The organism is Mucilaginibacter rigui (assembly GCF_014773275.1).
Classification (GTDB): domain Bacteria; phylum Bacteroidota; class Bacteroidia; order Sphingobacteriales; family Sphingobacteriaceae; genus Mucilaginibacter; species Mucilaginibacter rigui_A.
Genome location: NZ_JACWMW010000001.1, coordinates 1,370,545 through 1,391,722, shown reverse-complemented (window position 1 = coordinate 1,391,722; position 21,178 = coordinate 1,370,545). Strand labels below are relative to the sequence as shown.

19 protein-coding genes and 1 riboswitch are annotated in these 21,178 nt (G+C 41.8%); of the genes, 5 read left to right on the top strand and 14 right to left on the bottom strand.

Annotated features, from left to right (window positions below):
• Window positions 1-18: 18 nt before the first annotated feature.
• The 11 genes from IDJ75_RS06185 to mqnE all read right to left on the bottom strand — a co-directional run bounded on the left by IDJ75_RS06185 (window position 19) and on the right by mqnE (window position 11,482).
• Window positions 19-1,125: a tetratricopeptide repeat protein gene (locus IDJ75_RS06185; protein WP_191174706.1), complete on the bottom strand. Its 1,107-nt coding sequence runs from the start codon at window positions 1,123-1,125 to the stop codon at window positions 19-21.
• Between the two features lie 3 nt (window positions 1,126-1,128).
• Window positions 1,129-3,732 carry a DNA gyrase subunit A gene (gene gyrA, locus IDJ75_RS06180; protein WP_191174705.1) on the bottom strand — a complete coding sequence of 868 codons (2,604 nt, stop codon included), beginning with the start codon at window positions 3,730-3,732 and terminating at the stop codon, window positions 1,129-1,131.
• Window positions 3,733-3,911: 179 nt separating this feature from the next.
• Window positions 3,912-4,310, bottom strand: coding sequence for a hypothetical protein (locus tag IDJ75_RS06175; protein WP_191174704.1), 399 nt, complete (start codon window positions 4,308-4,310; stop codon window positions 3,912-3,914).
• Window positions 4,311-4,312: 2 nt separating this feature from the next.
• Complete coding sequence (gene hemF, locus IDJ75_RS06170) at window positions 4,313-5,227, bottom strand: oxygen-dependent coproporphyrinogen oxidase (protein ID WP_191174703.1); 915 nt, start codon at window positions 5,225-5,227, stop codon at window positions 4,313-4,315.
• Between the two features lie 112 nt (window positions 5,228-5,339).
• Window positions 5,340-6,584 carry an MFS transporter gene (locus IDJ75_RS06165; protein WP_191174702.1) on the bottom strand — a complete coding sequence of 415 codons (1,245 nt, stop codon included), beginning with the start codon at window positions 6,582-6,584 and terminating at the stop codon, window positions 5,340-5,342.
• A 119-nt stretch (window positions 6,585-6,703) separates the two neighbouring features.
• The gene (locus IDJ75_RS06160) at window positions 6,704-6,901 is read right to left on the bottom strand and encodes a cold-shock protein (protein WP_067061679.1); all 198 of its coding nucleotides are present in this window, start codon (window positions 6,899-6,901) and stop codon (window positions 6,704-6,706) included.
• Window positions 6,902-7,122: 221 nt separating this feature from the next.
• Window positions 7,123-7,596 (bottom strand): hypothetical protein, encoded by a 474-nt coding sequence (locus IDJ75_RS06155; protein ID WP_191174701.1) that lies wholly within the window; start codon window positions 7,594-7,596, stop codon window positions 7,123-7,125.
• A gap of 265 nt (window positions 7,597-7,861) precedes the next feature.
• Window positions 7,862-8,668, bottom strand: a complete 807-nt coding sequence (locus IDJ75_RS06150) for an SDR family oxidoreductase (RefSeq protein ID WP_191174700.1) — start codon at window positions 8,666-8,668, stop codon at window positions 7,862-7,864.
• Window positions 8,669-8,805: 137 nt separating this feature from the next.
• Window positions 8,806-9,549, bottom strand: a complete 744-nt coding sequence (locus IDJ75_RS06145) for a menaquinone biosynthetic enzyme MqnA/MqnD family protein (protein ID WP_191174699.1) — start codon at window positions 9,547-9,549, stop codon at window positions 8,806-8,808.
• 11 nt (window positions 9,550-9,560) lie between these two features.
• Entirely contained in the window at window positions 9,561-10,187 is a 627-nt protein-coding gene (locus IDJ75_RS06140; RefSeq protein ID WP_191174698.1) for a histidine phosphatase family protein, read from the bottom strand.
• 101 nt (window positions 10,188-10,288) lie between these two features.
• Window positions 10,289-11,482 carry an aminofutalosine synthase MqnE gene (mqnE, locus tag IDJ75_RS06135; protein WP_191174697.1) on the bottom strand — a complete coding sequence of 398 codons (1,194 nt, stop codon included), beginning with the start codon at window positions 11,480-11,482 and terminating at the stop codon, window positions 10,289-10,291.
• A gap of 186 nt (window positions 11,483-11,668) precedes the next feature.
• On the opposite strand from mqnE, the gene IDJ75_RS06130 reads away from it, so the two are divergent.
• On the top strand, window positions 11,669-12,784 hold the full coding sequence (locus IDJ75_RS06130) for a trans-sulfuration enzyme family protein (RefSeq protein ID WP_191174696.1): 1,116 nt from the start codon (window positions 11,669-11,671) through the stop codon (window positions 12,782-12,784).
• Between the two features lie 145 nt (window positions 12,785-12,929).
• Window positions 12,930-13,041, top strand: a riboswitch (SAM riboswitch).
• Between the two features lie 21 nt (window positions 13,042-13,062).
• On the opposite strand, the gene IDJ75_RS06125 is transcribed toward IDJ75_RS06130, so the two are convergent.
• On the bottom strand, window positions 13,063-13,248 hold the full coding sequence (locus IDJ75_RS06125; protein ID WP_191174695.1) for a hypothetical protein: 186 nt from the start codon (window positions 13,246-13,248) through the stop codon (window positions 13,063-13,065).
• 29 nt (window positions 13,249-13,277) lie between these two features.
• Here IDJ75_RS06125 and IDJ75_RS06120 point away from each other — a divergent pair, with 29 nt between their 5' ends.
• The 4 genes from IDJ75_RS06120 (at window position 13,278) to IDJ75_RS06105 (ending at window position 18,310) form a co-directional block, all read left to right on the top strand.
• The gene (locus tag IDJ75_RS06120; protein WP_191174694.1) at window positions 13,278-14,588 is read left to right on the top strand and encodes an O-acetylhomoserine aminocarboxypropyltransferase/cysteine synthase family protein; all 1,311 of its coding nucleotides are present in this window, start codon (window positions 13,278-13,280) and stop codon (window positions 14,586-14,588) included.
• Window positions 14,589-14,672: 84 nt separating this feature from the next.
• Complete coding sequence (locus IDJ75_RS06115; protein WP_191174693.1) at window positions 14,673-15,728, top strand: homoserine O-acetyltransferase family protein; 1,056 nt, start codon at window positions 14,673-14,675, stop codon at window positions 15,726-15,728.
• A complete protein-coding gene (locus IDJ75_RS06110; RefSeq protein ID WP_191174692.1) occupies window positions 15,728-16,960 on the top strand; it encodes a homoserine dehydrogenase in 1,233 nt (410 codons plus the stop codon). Before IDJ75_RS06115 ends, IDJ75_RS06110 begins: the two co-directional genes overlap by 1 nt.
• 132 nt (window positions 16,961-17,092) lie before the next feature.
• The gene (locus tag IDJ75_RS06105; RefSeq protein WP_191174691.1) at window positions 17,093-18,310 is read left to right on the top strand and encodes a glycosyltransferase family 87 protein; all 1,218 of its coding nucleotides are present in this window, start codon (window positions 17,093-17,095) and stop codon (window positions 18,308-18,310) included.
• A 76-nt stretch (window positions 18,311-18,386) separates the two neighbouring features.
• Here IDJ75_RS06105 and IDJ75_RS06100 read toward each other — a convergent pair whose 3' ends face one another.
• Complete coding sequence (locus tag IDJ75_RS06100) at window positions 18,387-19,886, bottom strand: dihydrolipoamide acetyltransferase family protein (protein WP_191174690.1); 1,500 nt, start codon at window positions 19,884-19,886, stop codon at window positions 18,387-18,389.
• A 50-nt stretch (window positions 19,887-19,936) separates the two neighbouring features.
• Window positions 19,937-21,178, bottom strand: a complete 1,242-nt coding sequence (locus IDJ75_RS06095) for a competence/damage-inducible protein A (RefSeq protein ID WP_191174689.1) — start codon at window positions 21,176-21,178, stop codon at window positions 19,937-19,939.

Below are 21,178 nucleotides of genomic sequence, written 5' to 3'. Positions count from 1 at the left end.
TATAGTGTTTAGTGTGTTTTAGTTTAATTGCTCAAGCCTGTTGTTTATCCTATCTAACTGGTTCTGATTACCGGTTTTTGTATAGGCCAATTGTAAAAGCTCAAGGCATTTTTTATCACGGGGCGCCATTTCATTAGCTTTTTCAAGCCACAATATGGCACTTGTAATATTTTTATCGTCGTTATTGTTTTTTAAAGTACTTTTTTTAAAATATAGCAAGCCTAAATTAAATACAGATTCGTAAGCATTACCATTTAATTCAATTGCCCGCAGGTATAACGACTCAGCTTTGTCATACTGGTTTAAATTATCATAGCAATTTGCCGCTACAAAAGTAATATCCGGGTTGTTAGCATTATTATCAATCAGCGGAATCAACAAAGGTTCTAACGCTTTGTAGTCTCTTTTGTTATTATAAATATTTGCCTCATCGTGCAGTAGTTGTTTATTTTGCGGCAGTAAACGCCTCCCCTTTTTTACTATTTGTAATGCTTTTGCTGTATCGCCAAGTGATTTATAAATTGTTGAAGCTGTTTCCAGGTATTCTACTTTGGTACTATCAGTACTTATAAGGTTACTGTAATATTTAGCGGCATCCTGCAGGTTGCCAAGCTTATTATTGGCATAAGCAATATATGAGTTTATTTGCTTTTGGGCGGGTGCGTACTTCTTTGCTTTTTGGAAAGCATCAACAGCATTTTTAAAATCGTTGTTTTTGGTTAGTAAAAACCCTTTGCGGATGTATACATTTGCCAGGCAGCGTCTTGCATAGTCCATTTCTGGCTGATATTTGTATATTTTACCTTTATCGGCAAATTTATCCAGCAGTGCGCTGGTTTGATCAAGAAACGCCTCGGGCTGGCCCAATTTATTTAAAGAGTCGGTATACAATATGCTGGAATTTACAATGATGCGATAAACATTCTTCTCCAGATCTGCAGAATCTTTCCTGGTTACCACTAAACTATCAGCAGACTTTTTGGCGTTGCTTAAATATTTCAGGTCGCCCTTTTGCTTATAAAAAGCAAGGTTGTTTACCACAACCTTTAATGCTTCAGACTGGCCGAAAGCAAAAGATGTAGTAAACAACGCTAAAATCAATATCCCGATCTTTCGCTTTTGCATTAATTATTCAGTTTTGTCGTCGTCGGCAGCCGGCTCTTCGCCTTTGCTCTCGTCGGTATCTGTAATTGTATCCGTTGTTTTGCCGGCAGGTTGTTCACCCTCAGCTGGTTCAGCACTTTCAACCAATTCTTCTTCTTCCTCCTCTTCGTGTTCAACTTTAGCTACTGATGCAATCTCGTCACTACCTTTCAGGGTAATTAACCTCACCCCTTGTGTAGCGCGGCCCATCGTACGCAGTTCGCTTATAGCCATACGTATAATGATACCCGATTTATTGATAATCATCAGGTCCTCTTTATCAGTAACACCTTTTATAGCAACAAGGTTTCCGGTTTTTTCAGTTATGTTAAGGGTTTTTACACCTTTACCACCACGGTTGGTAACACGATAGTCCTCAATATCGGTACGTTTACCATATCCTTTTTCAGAGACAACTAATACAGTGGTTTCTTTATCATCAATGGCTATCATACCAATAACTTCATCATTATCACTATCAAGGCTGATGCCGCGCACACCTGTAGCTGTACGGCCCATAGGCCTAACGGTACTTTCATTAAAGCGAATAGCACGGCCAGATTGCAGCGCCATTACAATTTCGCTGCTGCCGGTGGTTAATGTTGCTTCCAGTAATGAATCGCCCTCGTTAATGTTGATGGCATTGATACCATTAGCCCGCGGGCGTGAGTACGCTTCTAAAGATGTTTTCTTGATAACACCTTTACGGGTACACATAATAATAAAGTTATTCTCCAGGTACTCTCTATCCTTAAGCGACTTTAGCTTAATGTAAGCTTTAATATTCTCCTCTTTAGGTATATTGATGATATTTTGGATAGCACGGCCTTTAGATGTACGTGTACCTTCCGGAATTTCAAATACCCTTAACCAGAAACATTGGCCGCTTTCGGTAAAGAACAGCATGTAGTTGTGGTTACTTGCTATTAATAAATGCTCGATAAAATCGGCATCGCGGCTGTTACTGCCTATTGATCCTTTACCACCCCTGCCCTGACGGCGGTACTCTGTAAGAGAAGTACGTTTAATGTAACCCTCGCGCGAGATAGTGATCACAACATCCTCATCTTCAATAAAATCTTCGGTTTGCATTTCTGCAGACGAGTGTACCATTTCGGTTTTACGCTCATCACCATATTTTTCCCTTATTTCTATCAATTCATCTTTGATGATCTGCATCCGCAGGCCTTCATCAGCAAGGATAGATTTTAAGTACTCTATAGTTTTCATTAAAGCATCGTACTCGTCGCGTATTTTATCGCGCTCAAGTCCGGTTAAACGTCTTAGGGTCATATCCAATATGGCACGTGCCTGGATATCACTTAAGCCAAATTGGCTCATTAAACCTTCTCTTGCTTCATCAGGTGTTGATGATGCACGGATCAGCTTAATAACTTCCTCGATATGGTCAAGCGCAATTAGCAACCCTTCTAAGATATGCGCGCGTTTTTCTGCCTCTGCAAGTTCAAATTTGGTACGGCGGATAACCACCTCATGCCTGTGCTCAACAAAGTGGTGGATCAGATCCTTTAGGTTAAGCAGCATTGGGCGGCCATGTACCAACGCAATATTATTTACGCTGAATGATGTTTGCAGCGCCGTATATTTATAAAGGTTATTTAATACGATAGCCGCGTTCGAGTCGCGTTTTATCTCATAAACAACACGTATGCCCTCGCGGTTAGATTCATCGCGGATGGCGGTTATACCTTCAATTTTCTTTTCGTTAACAAGTTCTGCAGTACGCTCAATCATCAGCGCTTTGTTTACCTGGTAAGGTATTTCACTAACAACAATACGCTCGCGGTCGCTGCCGTAAGTTTCAATTTCGGCACGGGCACGTATCACAATACGGCCGCGGCCGGTTTCTAAAGCCTGGCGCGGGCCTTCGTAACCGTATATGATACCTCCTGTAGGGAAATCCGGCCCTTTAACATGAGTCATCAGTTCGGCTACTTCAATCTGGCGGTTATCAATAAGCGCTATAGTGGCATTAACAATTTCTGTTAAGTTATGCGGCGCCATATTAGTTGCCATACCTACCGCAATACCTGATGCACCATTAACCAAAAGGTTAGGGAATTTTGCAGGTAATACAGTTGGCTCCTCTAACGAGTCATCAAAGTTTAGCTGGAAGTCTATGGTATCCTTATTTATATCGGCCAGCATCTCTTCGGCTATTTTTTGCAGTTTGGCCTCGGTATAACGCATCGCTGCCGGTTGGTCACCATCAATTGAACCGTAGTTACCCTGTCCTTCAACAAACGGGTACCGTAAGCTCCAGTCCTGCGCCATACGTACCATGGCATCGTATACAGATGTATCGCCATGCGGGTGGTACTTACCCAAAACCTCACCTACAATACGGGCTGATTTTTTATAAGGTTTGTTGTTTGCCAAACCCAGATCGAGCATACCATATAACACACGCCTGTGTACGGGTTTTAAACCATCGCGTACATCGGGCAATGCCCTTGATACGATAACTGACATTGAATAATCAATGTAAGCGGCTCGCATCTCCTCATCAATATTTATTGAAATTATCCTGTCTTCTTTGTGCGAATTATCTTCGGTTTCTTCAGCCATTGGTTTTTCTTAGTGGAAAATTCTAACAGTAAATGCGTATATAAAAATGTGTTTTTATATGACCTGCGAAGTTAAGAATTTATATGGTTTTTGAGGTATGTTTTTGCTAACATTTATACTTGTTTTCAACGTTTTTTGCCGTAAAACAATAGTAATGTTACAATATAAAAAGCAGCCGCTTATTTTACCCTTTTCCAGTACTCCTGCACAATGGTTCCGTTAGGTAAAATACCGCTAAAAGTAAGGGTGTCGTTTTTTATTTGATAGCGATATTTGAGAGTGACATTAAGCAATTTGGACGGCTGGGCGCTAAAGGTTTGCGTTTCAAGGCAGGTATCCGGTTTTAAAACATAGTTGCCCTTCTCATAAGGGATGGGTTCCGCACCTTTTTCAATGAATAAAGCTGTGTAATGCGCTTCATCATACTGCCTTCGTAAAGTGTAATCTTTAGATGCCGGTTCTGGTTTACCATTGTATACCCCGCCGCAGTACTCCCAGCTGCCTTTTAATGATACATCTGCGGTAAAGGCTAACAGTATAGCCAGAATTAAAAAAGCAGGTACAATCTTCTTTATCATACTTAAACCCAGTTTAGGCCTTTTTTTAACAGGGATAATGTTTTCTCCTCTTCGCTGCCGGGCTGCGCCTGATAATTATACACCCATTTGGCAGTTGGCGGCAAGCTCATTAATATCGATTCGATACGGCCGTTGGTTTCCAGCCCGAATTTGGTACCAGCATCGTAAACAAGGTTAAATTCGGTGTAGCGGCTACGGCGCTGGTATTGCCATTGTTGCTGGTCACTGGTGAATTTTTTATCACGGTTACGGTTAACCAGTTCGGTATACGTTGGGATGAAGGTACGGCCTAATGCTTTTGAGAACTCGAACACCGTTTCCCAACTGATCTCGTCGGTAGCGGTTAAGCGATCGTAAAATATACCACCTATACCACGGGTTTCGTCGCGGTGCTTAATAAAAAAATAGTTATCGGCCCATACTTTAAATCGCTGGTAAAAGTCATGATTAAACCTATCGCAAACATCTTTTAACTGCTGGTGGAAAAAACGTGCGTCATCCTCAACAACGTAATGCGGTGTAAGATCTATCCCCCCTCCAAACCAACGTACAGGTGGTGTGGCATTGTTAAATGACGAGGGCATCTCAAAGTACCTGATGTTCATGTGGATAATAGGCACCAGCGGGTGGTTCGGGTGGATTACAATAGATACACCTGTAGCAAAGAAATCGTCCTGCTCTACATTAAGCGCCTTTTTAATAGTATGCGGCAAATGGCCATGAACGGCAGAGAAGTTTACGCCGCCCTTTTCAAAAATGTTGCCATTTTGAATAATGCGGGTACGACCACCGCCGCCGCCTTCACGTTCCCAAATTTCTTCTTCAAAGAGTGCTATGCCGTCTGTCGCTTCAAGTGCGGCGCATATCTCGTCCTGTATATGTTTATAATCGGCAGCTATTTGTTCCTTGCTTATCATTAATTAGTGGATGACTGAATTACTGAATGAGTGATTTACTCAGCAAAACTAAACAAACTATTGATTTGACTAAGTGATTTCAATCATCAATTAGCTAAATCGCTTTATTGAATTAACTAATTCCCGCTTCTTCCTCAACATAGTTAAGATCCTTACCGAATGTTTCTCTTAGCTGGCTAAGCGAGAATAGAGATATAAGCGTTAGGATCACCATCATGATATAACCGCTTGTAACCATGCCATAGTGAACTACAAAAGCATTAAAAGCAATATTAATGGGTATTAACGATCCGCGTACAAAATTGGGTACTGTGGTGGTAACTGTTGAGCGGATATTGGTACCAAACTGTTCGGCAGCAATGGTTACAAATGTTGCCCAGTAGCCAACTGTGCATCCCATAAAGAAACAGATCCAAACAAATTTATCGTGCGTGATGCCTTTTGAGCCTAAGTAAGTAAATGCACTTACAACAGACAGTATCAGAAATACTGCCATAGTTAATTTACGCGATTTGGTAACCTGTGCCAATAAGCCTGCAAAAATATCGCCTATGGCAATGCCAATGTAGGTATAAAGCACCCCCTCTCCTGCACTAAGCGGTTCGGTAGCGCCAAGGGCTTTTCCAAACTCTGGCGATAGGGTTACAAGCACACCTACCACATACCAAAGTGGTGCACCTATCAAAATGCAGTACAGATATTTTTTAAACCGTTCGCCACTGGTAAAAAGCATAAAAAAATCCCCTTTTGACACCTTACTTTCCTGCACATTTTTAAACATGCCCGATTCAAAGGTACCAACACGAAGCAACAGCAGTACAATGCCTAAACCGCCACCGACCATATAGGCATGCTGCCAGCCATTTTTAGCCACGGCATAAGCCGCAGCAGCGCCAAACAAGCCTATAACAGCAACTATCATGGTGCCGTAGCCGCGTTTCTCTTTACTCAGTGTCTCTGTTACCAGGGTAATACCAGCGCCAAGCTCGCCTGCCAAACCAATACCTGCTATAAAGCGGATGATGGCATAGGTATTTACATCAGTTACAAAGGCATTGGCAAAATTGGCGATTGAATATAATAATATAGAGCCGAATAAAACCTTTATACGGCCCATTTTATCGCCTATAATGCCCCATAGCAAGCCTCCCAGCAGCAAGCCGAACATTTGCACGTTAATGATAAACTGTCCCTTAGCCAGTATATCTGCATCAGCTACGCCTATGTCGTGTAAGCTGGCTTTGCGTACTATCGAGAAAACTAAAAGATCGTATATGTCAACAAAGTAGCCAAGGGAGGCTACCAGTACCAGGAAAACAGCATTTCGGGTAAGTTTTGCTGAAGTAGTATCAGTCATAAATCAGAGTTAATAATTTTGGTTTGGCTAAAGTATAAAATGCATGCAAAAAACAAATTAAAATACATAAAAAAACCCCTGCAGTTAAACAGGGGTTTATATTTAAAAAGGCAGCTTAATTAAACTTTTTTTACGTTTACTGCCTGTAAACCTTTTCTTCCTTCTTCTTCTTCGTACTCAACGTTGTCGTTATCTTTGATAGCGTTTACACCGCCTTGTACATCTTTAAAATGTACAAATAAATCTTTACCGTCATCGGTAATAATAAATCCGTAACCTTTTTGTGTGTTAAACCATTTTACTTTTCCAGTTTTCATAATAATATTATAATCGTATAAATAATTGTGTTAAGATCAGTAAGTAATTCAACTGAATATAAAAATGGTTTAATAATCAATATAGAATGTACAACTATCTCTATCAAATATATAAAATTATTAATAACCAAATAAATTTATTTAATAAGTAACAATTGTTGAAAAACAAAAAAGTCATTGGCATAAGCCAATGACTTTCAAACAAGTATATGCTGTGTTAATTATTTTACCTGCTGAAAGAAGTAAACACCGGCAGATGGGGTAACCCTTACCAAAACTTCTTCTTTGCTGCTTTTTAAATCAACAAAATATACAACAGAATCTAACCCGCCATCGCCGTTATCTAATTTGATAACTTCGTTTGCGAAATAACCTTCGTATTTAGCGCCAATTTCTTTTTTTGCTTTTGCAGGCAATTCTCTGTACTGTACATTTTCTGTAACCCCTATAAGGTCACCTTTAATTGTATAAAAAGCAGATTTTTTAACACCATCAATTACGAAGGTAGCTTTCTGGAACTGAGGGGTAACTTTCCAGGTTACATTTTCTGCCCTGCTAAAATCGCTGTTAAATTTTACTGATACTGAATATGATACATTATCAGACCCATCTGCTAATTTAGAAATTGTGTTAGCAGCAAAAACATTTACTGTGAACAATGCTGCGATAGCGGTTGATATAAATAATTTTTTCATGATCTTTTAAATTTTAATTTACATAACAAAAGTAAGTCAACATTATAAATATTCATAATTTAAGCTAATTTTTATGAATATTCAATAATATAAACTCATTTTTAATCAAAATTCAAAAATACGATTAAATACTTAGTGTACTTTTAACAATATGTCAATAAAAATGTAATATACTTATTGTAAAAAGTACACTAAGTTAAATCCATGTAAACAAACGCTGGTTTTCTGACTATTTAATGACAAAAGTGGATTCATACAGGGGCCATCAGCCGTTATCGGCAAAACCGGGATACAGAGTCATCCCGCCATCCATAAAAATTGTGGTACCGGTAATATAATCGGCGTCATCAGAAGCTAAAAAAACAGCTAATTTTCCAATGTCTTCAGGCTGGCCTATGCGGTTGTATGGAATAAGCGTTAAAAGCTTGTTCAATGCTTCGGGCGTTTCCCATGCGGCTTTGTTTATTGGAGTTTGAATAGCACCCGGTGCAATGCCCACTACCCTGATCTTATTCGGGGCCAGTTCCTGCGCTATGCTTTTCATAAACATGCTGATACCACCCTTACTTGCCGCATAGTTTACATGCCCTGCCCAGGGGATAACTTCGTGCACACTGCTCATGCAGATGATCTTACCTGCAGCGCGGCTCACACCATCTACCACTCCCCTTTTGATAAACATTTTTGCAGCCTCGCGCGAGCAAAGGAACTGCCCGGTTAGATTTATACTGATCACTGTATTCCACTCATCCAGCGTCATATCCACAAACTTCGCGTCCTTTTGCAGGCCCGCATTGTTTACAAGGATATCTATACCGCCGTATGCTGCTATGATTTTGGCAAACATAGCCTGCACTTCATCTTCCTTGCTTACATCCGCCTGGTAGGCAAAGGCTTCGCCGCCGGCAGCTTTTATTTCGTCAACAACTTCGGCTGCAGCTTTTTGATTGTGCACATAGTTTACCAATACCTTAGCACCAGCCTGTGCTATAGCAATTGCAACGCCTTTCCCTATGCCGCTGTCTGCGCCGGTTACAAGGGCAACTTGCCCTTTAAGTTTTTGTGGATCCATAGTATATTAGCTTTGATACATGCAATGCTAACATTAGGATATGGTTTTAGTTTTTTGAAGAAAAGTTTGATGGAAGATGGGGTACAACAGGCTCACCATTACAATGTGTCTTGGACCTCTTTTGCGTGAAATATTAACTACAACGCCTTTATATAATCCAAAAACAGATACAACGCCTTTTTTTTATCCTCCGTCAAATCAAAGTCCAATTTGTGCATCAGGTAATCTTCCAGATCAAAATCGGCGCGTTGGGGCAGTTCTTTTAATAATTCGTGCCTGTGCGCAAGGCCATGCCTAAGGGCTTGGTCAAACTCCTTTATAAAATCATCAGGAATAGGTTTATTGGCTATCCACGCGGCGAAAACAAACGGCAGGCCTGTAAACTTTTGCCATTCGCCGGCAAGGTCATATACATATTTATACTCTTCGGTTTTACCAAAGGTGCGGTCGCCTATTTGTACGAAAGCAGTTAGAGGATCGGTAGATTCGGCATAATCCGGCGCATTCAAAATTTGCTGGGGCTGTACCTTCCAATAGTTCTTTAATAACACCTTCGCCAGGTTGTTTGAGCTGCGCGATTCAGGGTCGAGCTGTATTTTGGTGGCTTGCTCTATGGGGCAGTTGCTAAATATAAAAACCGAGTTTACCGGCCCTACAGCGCCAATGCAATAGGCCGATACGATTTCCCAATGCGGTAGGCTTAAAGTAGCTGCTACAGGTATTAAACCAATATCAACCTTATTATCTATCAGTTTTTGGGCGCAGTCCGAAGGCATATCAAGGCTCAGATCTATCCTGTCTTTAATAGCTGAGTGCTGTAATCCGTATAAAAAGGGTTTGGTGTTAGTATAACTAACGGCGGATATTCTTATCTTATTCACGTAAGTTCTCTCTATGAGTTTTTTAAATGGAGGGCATTGTTGGCTTCTACAATCGTAAACTTTTTGCCATCATAAGTTACCTTATAAAGCACAAGGTTTTGATGCGGAAAGGTATCCATCTGCGTAAGCGGCAGGCTCGTTAGTACACACATTAGCAGGCGCATGGCGCGGCCATGCATACATACCAGTATATTCTTTTCCTCAGGGTGAGCCATAATAGTTTCAAGAGCCTGTAATTGCCTTTCCTTTACCTCGTTAGGGCTTTCGCCGCCTTCAAATTTAGTATCAAGGTTGCCATCAAGCCAGTTACGCATCAAATCTAAAAAAGCGGCTTTATTTTCGGGTGTAGCGGGCTGCCCCTCGTAAACTCCCCATGCAAGCTCGTCTAACCCTGGCAATTTTTGGTATGGGATGCCCATATCAATAAACTGCTGGATGCTTTGTTGGGTGCGCTTTAATTCGGATATATAGATCTTATCAAAAGGTATCGTTTTATAGGCCTCGTAAAATTGGTTAGCCTGGCGGCGGCCTTCATCGTTCAGGTCGGTATCTTTACCGCGGCCCTGCACAATGCCTTGTTTGTTAAGGTCGGTTTGGCCATGGCGTACTATATATAATGTCTTTTCTACTTTGTTCATTCGTTCAATAGTTCATTTGTTCCTTGGTCTGTATGTTCATTATAAACTCTTTTAAAAATTGGCTAAACACCAATAAACTAATGAACAAATTAACCAGTGAACTAATTAATAACCGGCAGCTTATAAAAGCGCGGTTTTTCTTCGTCGGCAAACTGGTAATCATTATAATCGGTCACTACATTATAAAGCGTATCGCGCTCTATTGGATAGCGGCCTGCATTTTTTATCAGATTTACCAGTTCTTTGGTGCTCATGGCCGGTGTTTGTTCTTCGGCACCAGCCATCGAGTAGATCTTGGTGGTATCGTCAAGCGTACCGTCAATATCATCAACCCCAAAGTTTAGGGATAGCTGCGCTGTGGTACGGCTTATCATGGCCCAGTAGGCTTTTATATGGTCAAAGTTGTCCAGGTAAATGCGCGCTATAGCGTAATTACGCAGATCCTCAACCACGGTTGATTCCGGCACATGGCTCATCTGGTTGTCCTGGTTACGGAACTTTAGCGGGATAAAGGTTTGAAAGCCCCCTGTCCTATCCTGTAACTGGCGCAGTTGTTCCATATGATCAACCCGGTGATGGAATTTTTCGATATGTCCGTAAAGCATCGTAGAGTTTGACCGCATGCCCAGCTTATGCCATTCCTCATGGATGGCCAGCCACTGGTCGCCCGTACATTTATCTTTGGCTATCAGCTCGCGCACTTCGGGATGGAAGATCTCTGCCCCGCCGCCCGGTATTGATTCCAGACCCGAGTCTTTCATCAATTTCATACCGGTAGTGTAATCTATCTTTGCTTTTTTAAAGATGTAGTGGTATTCAACTGGTGTTAATGCCTTTACATGAAGATCGGGCCTGTGCGCTTTTATCTTGCTGAAAAGTTCGCTGTAAAAAGCAACGTCGTACTGCGGTAAAACACCGCCTACAATATGCACCTCGGTAACAGGCTGGTCGTCATATTTTTTTACGATATCCAGCATTTCTTCCATGGTGTACTCCCACCCATCGGCACGTTGTTTTAACAACCGCGAGTACGAGCAAAACTTACAATCGTATACACAAAGGTTTGTTGGCTCGATATGAAAATTACGGTTAAAGTAGGTCTTGTTGCCGTGTTTTTTCTCGCGTATATAGTTGGCAAGTACTCCCAGGTAGCCTAATTCTGCTTTTTCGTAAAGCAAAACGCCTTCATCAAAAGTGATGCGCTGGTTATGGAGTACCTTCTCAGCAATGTCTTTTAGTTCCGGTAAAAGCTGAGGGTTGTTCAGCAATACCAGCAAATTATCTGATACTTCCATTTAGAAAAATATTTGAGCAAATGTAGCAATTTGCATTAGTTTTAAAACGGAAGTAGCAACTTAAAGCGTGTTTGAACATGCAAGTATGACAATGATGTTACAGTGAGGCTATGTAATGCCGGGCAGTGGCATAAAAAAATATTTTTCTGCAAAACATGTAAAATAATTGCGGTTATTTGGGCCATTATGAAAATAGAAACCATTGCCATCCACGCCGGTAACCATACGGATGCCACTTCAAAAGCAGTTGTACAACCCATTGTTATGGCCACTACGTTTGAACGCGATGCGGATGGAGGTTTCGCATCAGGATATCAGTACAGCCGGTCGGCCAACCCTAACCGTACATCGTTAGAGAATGTGCTTACCCGCTTAGAAAATGGTGTTGAAGCCGCGGCCTTTTCATCAGGTAATGCAGCGGGCATGTCGGTTTTTCAATCGTTGGAGCCCGGCACCCATATTATAGCGCCGGATGATATGTACCATGGCCTGCGCAACCAGTTAAAACAACTTTTTGCAGGTATACTTGAGTTTGACTTTATTGATGTGAACGATAGTGCGGTTTTAAAAAATCACATCAAACCCAACACTCGTGTTATATGGATTGAGACCCCATCAAACCCGCTTTTAAAAATTACCGATATAAAAAAGGTGGTAACCATTGCCCGCCAACACAATATTAAAGTGGTGTGCGATAATACGTTTGCCACCCCGGTTTGCCAGCAGCCACTAGCCCTTGGTGCCGATCTGGTGATGCATTCATCAACCAAATACTTTGGCGGCCACAGCGACCTGATGGGCGGCGCATTAATTACCGCCGAGAAAAGCGATTGGTGGGAGAAGATCCGCAATGTGCAAACCATGGGCGGCGCGGTGCCCTCTCCTATGGATTGCTACTATCTTGTACGTAGTATAAAAACCCTGCCTTACCGTGTAAAAGGCCACGTGCATAATGCATTGTTGCTGGCTGATTTTTTAGAAAAACACCCGGCGGTTGAAAGCGTGATGTACCCTGGCCTGCCATCGCACCCGCAGTATGATATTGTAAAAGCGCAGATGAGCCATCCCGGTGCCATGATGTCGTTCACCCTGAAAGGTGGCGAAGATGAGGCAAAAAGGGTAATAAACGCGCTTAAAGTATTTACACAAGCCACCAGCCTGGGTGGTGTAGAAAGCCTGATAGAACACCGCGCCAGTGTTGAAGGGCCTGATACCAAAACGCCATTTAACCTGCTAAGGGTATCGGTTGGGTTAGAGCATATTGATGACCTGATAGCGGATTTAGAACAGGCGATGGCGTAGTAACTACAGTTAAGCAAAAGCAGTTTTACAGCGAAATGATAATTAATTAAAAATTTAATTTGGATTATAAATATCGTTTACCCTATATTTGAAACATTATTTGGTAGCAATACCACAACGATCAATTTTCCCTCACACGGATTTTGATTTATAAAGAAGCGGCGAGAGATCAGGCTCGAAGAACCGCTGGCAACCCTCCAAGGTGGAGAAGGTGCCAATTCCTGTCCCGGAGAATAGTTAACCGGGGAATATAAATTAATAGTCATGAAAAGTCTGATTTATTTAGCCCAACCAAACACATCGCAAACCCAAACGGGTTCATCTTCTGTATACAACCTTTCTGCAGGCTGTATTTGTATGTGTTGCTGCTGCTGTTGATTGCAGTACACGTTCCCTTTTTCTGTTTCCTGAAAAATACGTGATGCCCCGCTTAGGATAACTTTATCCTGTCGTAATTGTAACATTTTATAAATACCCCTTAAATCTACAGAACATGTCTAATTTAAAATTTGAAACACTGCAACTGCATGCCGGTCAGGAAGTTGACGCCACAGGCGCACGCGCAGTGCCGTTATATCAAACCACATCATACGTATTTAATAGTGCCGAACATGGTGCAAACCTGTTTGCTTTAAAAGAATTCGGCAATATATATACCCGTTTAATGAACCCCACCACCGATGTTTTTGAAAAGCGCATTGCTGCCCTTGAAGGTGGCATAGCGGCTTTGGCAACAGCATCGGGCCAGGCAGCGCAATTTATAGCACTGAACAATATTTTACAGGCCGGCGATAACTTTGTTACCTCCCCTTTCCTGTACGGTGGTACTTACAACCAGTTTAAAGTTGCGTTTAAACGCCTGGGTATTGAAGTGAGGTTCGCCGAAGACGATACTGCCGAAAATATCGAAAAACACATCGACCATAAAACCAAAGCCATTTATACCGAAACCATTGGTAACCCCGGCTTTACCATACCCGATTTTGAAAAGCTGGCTACATTAGCTAACAAGCACGACCTGCCACTGATAGTAGATAATACATTTGCCGCAGGCGGATATCTGTTTCGCCCGTTACAGCATGGCGCACACGTGGTGGTAGAATCGACCACCAAATGGATAAACGGCCACGGTACAAGTATTGGCGGCGCTATTATAGATGGTGGTACTTATAACTGGGGGAACGGCAAATTCCCGCAATTTACCGAGCCAAGCGAAGGTTATCATGGGTTAATATTTAATGATGTATTCGGCGTTAACGGACCTTTTGGAAACATTAACTTCATCATCCGTGCCCGGGTTGAAGGGCTTAGGGATTTTGGCCCGTCGCAATCGCCATTCAATTCATGGTTAAATATACAGGGCTTGGAAACCTTATCCCTGCGTGTACAGCGCCATGTGGACAATGCGCTTGAACTGGCCAAATGGCTGGAGCAGCATCCGCAGGTAGAATCTGTTAACTATCCGGGGTTGGAATCGTCGCATTACCACACCCTGGCCAAAAAGTATCTAAAAAATGGTTTTGGCGCGGTACTATCCTTTGTGCTTAAAGGTGGTAAGGAAAATGCCAACAAAGTTATTGATAACTTAAAGTTGGTTAGCCATTTAGCAAATGTTGGTGATGCCAAAACATTGATCATACAACCATCGGCAACAACACACCAGCAATTAAGCGATCTGGAACAGATATCGGCAGGGGTTTTACCCGGCCAGTTGCGTGTAGCTGTTGGTATTGAACATATTGATGATATAAAAGCTGATTTTGAGCAGGCATTTGCCAAAATACACGCGTTGGAATTAGCATAAGGATTTAGTTTTTTTTTAGTTTTTTAAGTGATGTTATCAGGGGGCAGCCTAAGTAACTGCCCCCGAAATAACGAAGAGTAACAAATGAGCACACAAAGTTTTACCCATACCGGAACGTTTGAACTGGAATCCGGCCAAAAGATACAAGGACTTGAGATCGGCTTTAATACCTATGGAAACCTCAATAAAAACCGGGATAATGTAGTGTGGGTATGCCATGCCCTCACTGCAAATTCCGATGTTTTTGACTGGTGGAAAGGCCTTTTCGGGCCCGAAGACCATTTTAACCCTGATGAGCATTTTATTGTATGCGCCAATGTTTTAGGGTCGCCGTATGGTTCGCTTAGTCCGCTAAGTACCAACCCGGCAACCGGGCAGCCATATTACCTGGCTTTCCCAGAGTTTACCATCAGGGATATTGTAAAAGCGCACACACTGCTGGCCGATCACTTAGGCATCGATCAGATAGAGATATTATTAGGTGGATCATTAGGCGGCCAGCAAGCTATTGAGTGGAGCATTATTGAGCCCGAGCGTATCAAAAATCTTATCCTGATAGCTACCAACGCTAATCATTCGCCATGGGGCATCGCCTTTAACGAATCACAGCGCCTGGCCATCACTGCCGACCGTACCTTTTACGCCGGCTCTCCGGATGGTGGCAGCAAGGGTTTAAAGGTGGCCCGCAGTATTGCGCTTCTATCCTACCGCACCTATAAAACCTACAGCATTACACAACAGGAGGATCAGGATAATGTTATCGATAACTTTAAGGCGGCAACCTACCAAAACTACCAGGGGCAAAAACTGGTGAACAGGTTTAACGCTTATAGCTACTGGTACCTTTCAAAAGCGATGGATTCGCACAATGTAGGCCGTGGCAGACATGGGGTTGATAAAGCCTTAAGCCTTATCAAAGCGCGTACGCTGGTTATTGGTATCAAATCAGACGTGTTGTTCCCCATCGAGGAGCAGCAATACCTGTTTAGGCATATCCCTAAATCAGCTTTTGCCGAGCTGGATTCGTTTTATGGGCACGATGGCTTTTTAATTGAAACAGAAGACTTAACAAATATCATCACATCGTTTTTTAAAACCGATGTAAAAGGAAAAATTATAGAATTGCAAAAAATAGCTTAATGAGTAAGAAACTGAACATTGGCCTCTTTGGATTTGGAGTTGTAGGCCAGGGATTGTACGATATTATCAAAACAAAAGACCTGAACATCGAGATTGTAAAGATCGCCATCAAAAATCCTGAAAAGGAAAGATCTTTACCAAAAGAACTTTTCACAACTGATAGGAACGAGATACTGAACAACCCGGAAATAAACACCGTGGTTGAACTGATAAATGATACTGAAGCTGCTTTCGAGATCGTATCGCGTGCGCTAAGTACCGGTAAAAATGTTGTATCGGCCAGTAAGAAAATGATTGCCACCTACCTGGAGGAATTGATAGAACTGCAACATAAATATGGCACCTCATTGTTATATGAAGGTGCAGTGTGCGGCAGTATCCCCATCATCCGCAACCTGGAGGAGTATTATGATAACGAATTGCTGCACTCTATCAGCGGTATCTTCAATGGCTCATCAAACTACATCCTGTCTAAAGGATATTTAGAAAACCTTGATTACGATAGCGCCCTTAAACAAGCGCAGGATCTTGGTTTCGCCGAAACTGACCCAACTATGGATGTGGGTGGGTATGATGCTAAATTTAAGCTTATTATAGCGGCGGCCCATGCCTATGGTGTGGTTATCGATCCAAATGAAGTGTTGAATATCGGTATCCAAAATTTATCGCCACACGACTTGCAATATGCACGCGAGAAAAAATTAAAGATAAAACTGGTACCCGTAGCCAAAGAGCTTGATGACAGGCATGTTACCCTGTTTGTATTGCCCAAATTTGTGAACGAAACTGAGTTTTTATACAACGTGGAGTACGAATATAACGGCGTTACGGTACAGGCCGCCTTTGCCGACCAGCAATTCTTTTTTGGTAAAGGAGCCGGTGGCCACCCTACCGGGTCGGCGGTGTTATCAGATATCGCAGCTTTGCGATACGATTACCAGTACGAATATAAAAAGGCAAAAGGCGCTAACAATCTGCAATTTACCAATAATGTAGAGGTAAACATTTATCTGCGTTATGATGATGAAGCACTGGTAGAGGCGCTTGAGTTTGAACACATCCAGGAGCGTTTTTATTCGGGCAGTTACAAATTTGTTATAGGTAAAATAAACCTGCAAAAACTGATAGATAACCAGCAATCTATAGCAGATAGTAAAGCTTTTGTTGCATTTGCCGACCAGCTAACAGGCGTTAGTTTAGCTGCTGCCAAACATGAAGCAGCCACAGTATAATAACGATAGGTAAGATTAAATTATTGAAAGAGCCTGCCTGTATAATGGCGGGCTCTTTTCGGTTTATTCCCCCTGTGTGTTGTTTATTATTAAGTATGTTCTGTACTTTTATGGCCAACTTATATTTTAACTATGCAAAAACTTAAACGCATCCTTTTTAACAGGCCATTTATTCTTACACTTTGGTTTGGCCTTAGTTTATTTGCGGTAGCTAAAGATATCATTACTCATTTTGCTAATAAGGAAACTTCGCACAATAATTATATTATATATAAGCACAATTTTTTAAACCTTATACATCAGCAAAGCCTGTTTGGCCCCGAACCGCAGTATTATTTTGACCTGAACCACTACGGCCCGGTATTCGGGTTAATAATTGCGCCATTTGCCCTGCTTCCAAATCAAATTGGCGTAATACTGTGGGTGATGTTTTTGGCCTATATTTTATTCTACGCCATTATTAAACTGCCGCTAAACGATTTTCAAAAAACCATTATTTTATTGCTTAATGTAAATAGCATGATGGGATCATCTGGCAATGTGCAGGTAAACCCATTAATCGTTGCGCTGGTAATATTCAGTTTCATTTTCATCAAAAACAAACAAGATTTTTGGGCAGCGCTGATGATCATGATAGGTACGGCAATTAAGCTGTATGGTATTGTGGGGCTTGCTTTCTTTTTCTTTTCTGATAATAAGATAAAGCTTGTTTTAAGCCTTATATTTTGGTCGGCAGTGTTGTTTGTATTGCCTATGCTTGTTTCCTCACCGGCGTACATACTTAAAACTTATCATGACTGGTATCCAGACCTGTTAGCCAAAAACGCCACTAACCTGGTCTCAACCAGGGGGAATGTCAGCGTAATGGGCATGATCAGTAAAATATTTTTGATTAAAAACCTATCTAATATGCTGGTTTTAGCACCCGGATTGTTATTGTTTGGCGTATCTGTATTTCGCATTAAATATTGGAGGAATACGCAATACCAATTGTTATTACTGGCCTCAACCTTACTTTTTACAATATTGTTCAGTACCGGTTCAGAACCACCAACTTATATCATCGCGTTTATTGGTGTTAGTATATGGTACGTGAATTTAAAACGGCCAATTACAGTGTATGAACGCTTCCTGCTTATATTCGCTTTGGTATTAACCAACTTCTCACCTTCAGATCTTTTCCCAAGATACTTAAGAGATAAATATGTTATACCGTATGCTTTAATAGCACTTCCCTGCCTGTTAATATGGCTCAAAATAATTTATGAAATGCTTACACGCGATTTTGGAGCAGAAACAGCCGATGACCGGTTACAAGCCGATGTTGCAATAGCTGTAAAAGAGATATAAAAACAAAAGGCTTCCGTTTAGGGAAACCTTTGTTTTTGTAGAACTCACAAATTAAATTAACTATATATTCCTGTAACTATAAACTCCTTTTAGTGTCCCAGTTTTCCAGGTAATGGGCTACCCTGCTCACAAATTGCCCGCCTAATGCACCGTCAACTACACGATGGTCATATGATAACGAAAGGAACATCATATGTCTTATGGCTATGGCGTCGCCTTTTGGTGTTTCTATAACAGCAGGTTTCTTTTTAATTGCGCCAACGGCTAAAATGGCTACCTGTGGCTGGTTAATAATTGGCGTGCCCATTACATTGCCAAACGAGCCAACGTTGGTGATGGTGAATGTACCATCTCTTACATCATCAGGCTGAAGTTTATTATTGCGGGCACGGTTAGCCAGGTCATTAACCGCTTTGGTAATACCTAACAGGCTTAACTGATCGGCTTTCTTAATTACCGGTACAATAAGGTTACCACTTGGTAAAGCGGTTGCCATACTAATATTGATATCCTTTTTCTTGATGATCTGAGTTCCGTTTACCGAAATATTTATCATCGGGAAATCTTTTATTGCTTTTACAACTGCCTCTATGAATATTGGGGTGAAGGTTATTTTTTCGCCTTCACGTTTCTCAAATGAGTTTTTAATACGCTCGCGCCAATTCACCAGTTCGGTAACATCTGCTTCAACAAACGAAGTTACGTGTGGCGATGTGTGCTTACTGTAAACCATATGCTCGGCTATCAGTTTACGCATACGGTCCATCTCAATGATCTCGTTACCGCCAGATACTGATGTAGTAGCTGGCTGTGGGGAATCTTGCGATTGCTTAGGTGCAGTAAATGTTTCTGACGGCGCCGGTTGGGTTTGTTGTGGCTGTTGTGCAACGGGTTGTGGTGCCACATAAGCCGGCTCGGCTACCGGTGCTGCAACAGGCTGTGTTGTTTGCCCCTGCTGCGGTGCGGCGTAACTTTGTGATGCATTACCAGCCTTAGGGCCACGTTTTTGGATATACTCCAACAGATCGTCTTTTGTTAAACGTCCTTCGGCACCCGTTCCTGGTATTTTGTCAAGTTCGCTGTTGCCGATACCTTCCTGGTTAGCTATATTTTTTACTAACGGGGAGTAAAAACGATTTTCGTAAGTAACACCATCAATAGGTGCACCTTGCCTTTGCTCTATTTGATCTATGCCTGGGATATCTGCAATAACAGGTTGCTGAGAGGTAGGCTGTGCTACAAAGTTCGGTGCTTGCTCTGCAACAGTTTGAGATGCAGGCTCGGGAGCTGTTTCAGGTACTGAGGCAGCTTGTGGCGTATTATCGCTTCCTGCTTCATCAGTTTCGATAACCGCAATTACAGAACCTACCTGCACAACTTCATCTTCTTTACAAAGCTGTTCAACTAATCTTCCTGACACCGGCGATGGAACTTCTGAATCGACCTTATCGGTCGCAATTTCCATAACTGCCTCATCTGCTTCTATATAATCTCCCGGTTTTTTATTCCATTTAATTATTGTTGCTTCTGCAACACTCTCACCCATTTTTGGCAGTAATAATTGGTATTTGGCCATACGCAAAACTATAGTTCGTTGGTCAAAATTATACAATTATAATGTCACAATTAACTTTCTTTTAGTAAAGTAATCAACATAAAAAAGGCCGCTACTGCACTCCTTTCAATGTTTTGTATCCGTTTATTACCAAATGTGAATTTCTTTACCACCGTTTTATTTGCATTTGCCACCGCAATCCATACAGTACCTACGGGTTTATCTTCGGTACCGCCTCCCGGGCCGGCAATTCCGGTTATTGCTACTGCGTAATCAGATTTAAACTGACGTAGTGCACCCTCAACCATTTCTGTCGCAGTCTCGCGGCTAACGGCACCAAACTGGTAAAGAGTTTCGTTCTTTACACCTAAAACATTCTCTTTTAAATCGTATGAATAAGTAACAGCACCGCCAAAAAACACCTGCGATGAACCCTCATGCTGAGTAATAAGATGCGATACATAACCACCGGTACAACTCTCGGCAACAGATAAAGTAAGGCCTTTACCAGCCATGAAATTTAATATTACTTTTTCCAGCGGGATATCTTCCTGTGCAACCACATTATGGCCAACACGCTCAACAATCCTTGCGGTAAATTGCTCTAACTTCTCCCGTAACCCGGTTTCACTGTCGCCATAGGCGCTTAACCTTAAACGCACCTGCCCCATTTTTGGCAGGTAGGCAAGTTTTATATTTTCGGGAAGGTCGTTTTCTATATCTGCTATTTTCTCGGCCAGGAAAGATTCACCTTCTCCCACTGTTAATATTGTTTTGTGGAGAATAACCGGCAGCTTTAGGATTGTTTTTAATTTGGGTATAACCGTATCTTCCATCATATACATCATCTCGAACGGTACGCCGGGCATAGATACATAGATCTTTCCATCTACATTAAACCACATGCCGGGGGCAGTACCATTATTATTCTGGATGATCTCGCAATTTTCTGGTACTTCGGCTTGTTTGTGGTTCACTTCAAGCAGGGGCCGATTATACTTTTTAAATATGTTCTCAACGTTTTTTAATGCATCGTTATTTAAAACAAGGCCAACATTAAAGTATTCGGCAAGGGTTAATTTGGTAATGTCGTCTTTTGTAGGGCCAAGGCCGCCGGTTATTAAAATAATATCAGCACGGCCTGCGGCTTCTGCAAGCGCTTTAAGGATATGCTCCTTATTGTCTGACACAGACGAGACCTGCTTTACCCTGATACCTTCTGCATTCAGTTTCCGGGCCATCCATGCAGAATTTGTATCAACAATTTGCCCAATCAATATTTCGTCGCCAATTGTTATGATCTCTGCAAGCAT

Bases quoted from the DNA above. Each gene is read 5' to 3' on its own strand.
- gyrA (WP_191174705.1), bottom strand. From the start codon at position 3,732: ATGGCTGAAGAAACCGAAGATAATTCGCACAAAGAAGACAGGATAATT.
- IDJ75_RS06185 (WP_191174706.1), bottom strand. From the start codon at position 1,125: ATGCAAAAGCGAAAGATCGGGATATTGATTTTAGCGTTGTTTACTACA.
- IDJ75_RS06160 (WP_067061679.1), bottom strand. From the start codon at position 6,901: ATGAAAACTGGAAAAGTAAAATGGTTTAACACACAAAAAGGTTACGGA.
- IDJ75_RS06105 (WP_191174691.1), top strand. From the start codon at position 17,093: ATGCAAAAACTTAAACGCATCCTTTTTAACAGGCCATTTATTCTTACA.
- IDJ75_RS06120 (WP_191174694.1), top strand. From the start codon at position 13,278: ATGTCTAATTTAAAATTTGAAACACTGCAACTGCATGCCGGTCAGGAA.
- IDJ75_RS06150 (WP_191174700.1), bottom strand. From the start codon at position 8,668: ATGGATCCACAAAAACTTAAAGGGCAAGTTGCCCTTGTAACCGGCGCA.
- IDJ75_RS06115 (WP_191174693.1), top strand. From the start codon at position 14,673: ATGAGCACACAAAGTTTTACCCATACCGGAACGTTTGAACTGGAATCC.
- IDJ75_RS06175 (WP_191174704.1), bottom strand. From the start codon at position 4,310: ATGATAAAGAAGATTGTACCTGCTTTTTTAATTCTGGCTATACTGTTA.
- IDJ75_RS06130 (WP_191174696.1), top strand. From the start codon at position 11,669: ATGAAAATAGAAACCATTGCCATCCACGCCGGTAACCATACGGATGCC.
- IDJ75_RS06165 (WP_191174702.1), bottom strand. From the start codon at position 6,584: ATGACTGATACTACTTCAGCAAAACTTACCCGAAATGCTGTTTTCCTG.
- hemF (WP_191174703.1), bottom strand. From the start codon at position 5,227: ATGATAAGCAAGGAACAAATAGCTGCCGATTATAAACATATACAGGAC.
- IDJ75_RS06110 (WP_191174692.1), top strand. From the start codon at position 15,728: ATGAGTAAGAAACTGAACATTGGCCTCTTTGGATTTGGAGTTGTAGGC.
- IDJ75_RS06100 (WP_191174690.1), bottom strand. From the start codon at position 19,886: ATGGCCAAATACCAATTATTACTGCCAAAAATGGGTGAGAGTGTTGCA.
- IDJ75_RS06125 (WP_191174695.1), bottom strand. From the start codon at position 13,248: ATGTTACAATTACGACAGGATAAAGTTATCCTAAGCGGGGCATCACGT.
- mqnE (WP_191174697.1), bottom strand. From the start codon at position 11,482: ATGGAAGTATCAGATAATTTGCTGGTATTGCTGAACAACCCTCAGCTT.
- IDJ75_RS06155 (WP_191174701.1), bottom strand. From the start codon at position 7,596: ATGAAAAAATTATTTATATCAACCGCTATCGCAGCATTGTTCACAGTA.
- IDJ75_RS06140 (WP_191174698.1), bottom strand. From the start codon at position 10,187: ATGAACAAAGTAGAAAAGACATTATATATAGTACGCCATGGCCAAACC.
- IDJ75_RS06095 (WP_191174689.1), bottom strand. From the start codon at position 21,178: ATGCTTGCAGAGATCATAACAATTGGCGACGAAATATTGATTGGGCAA.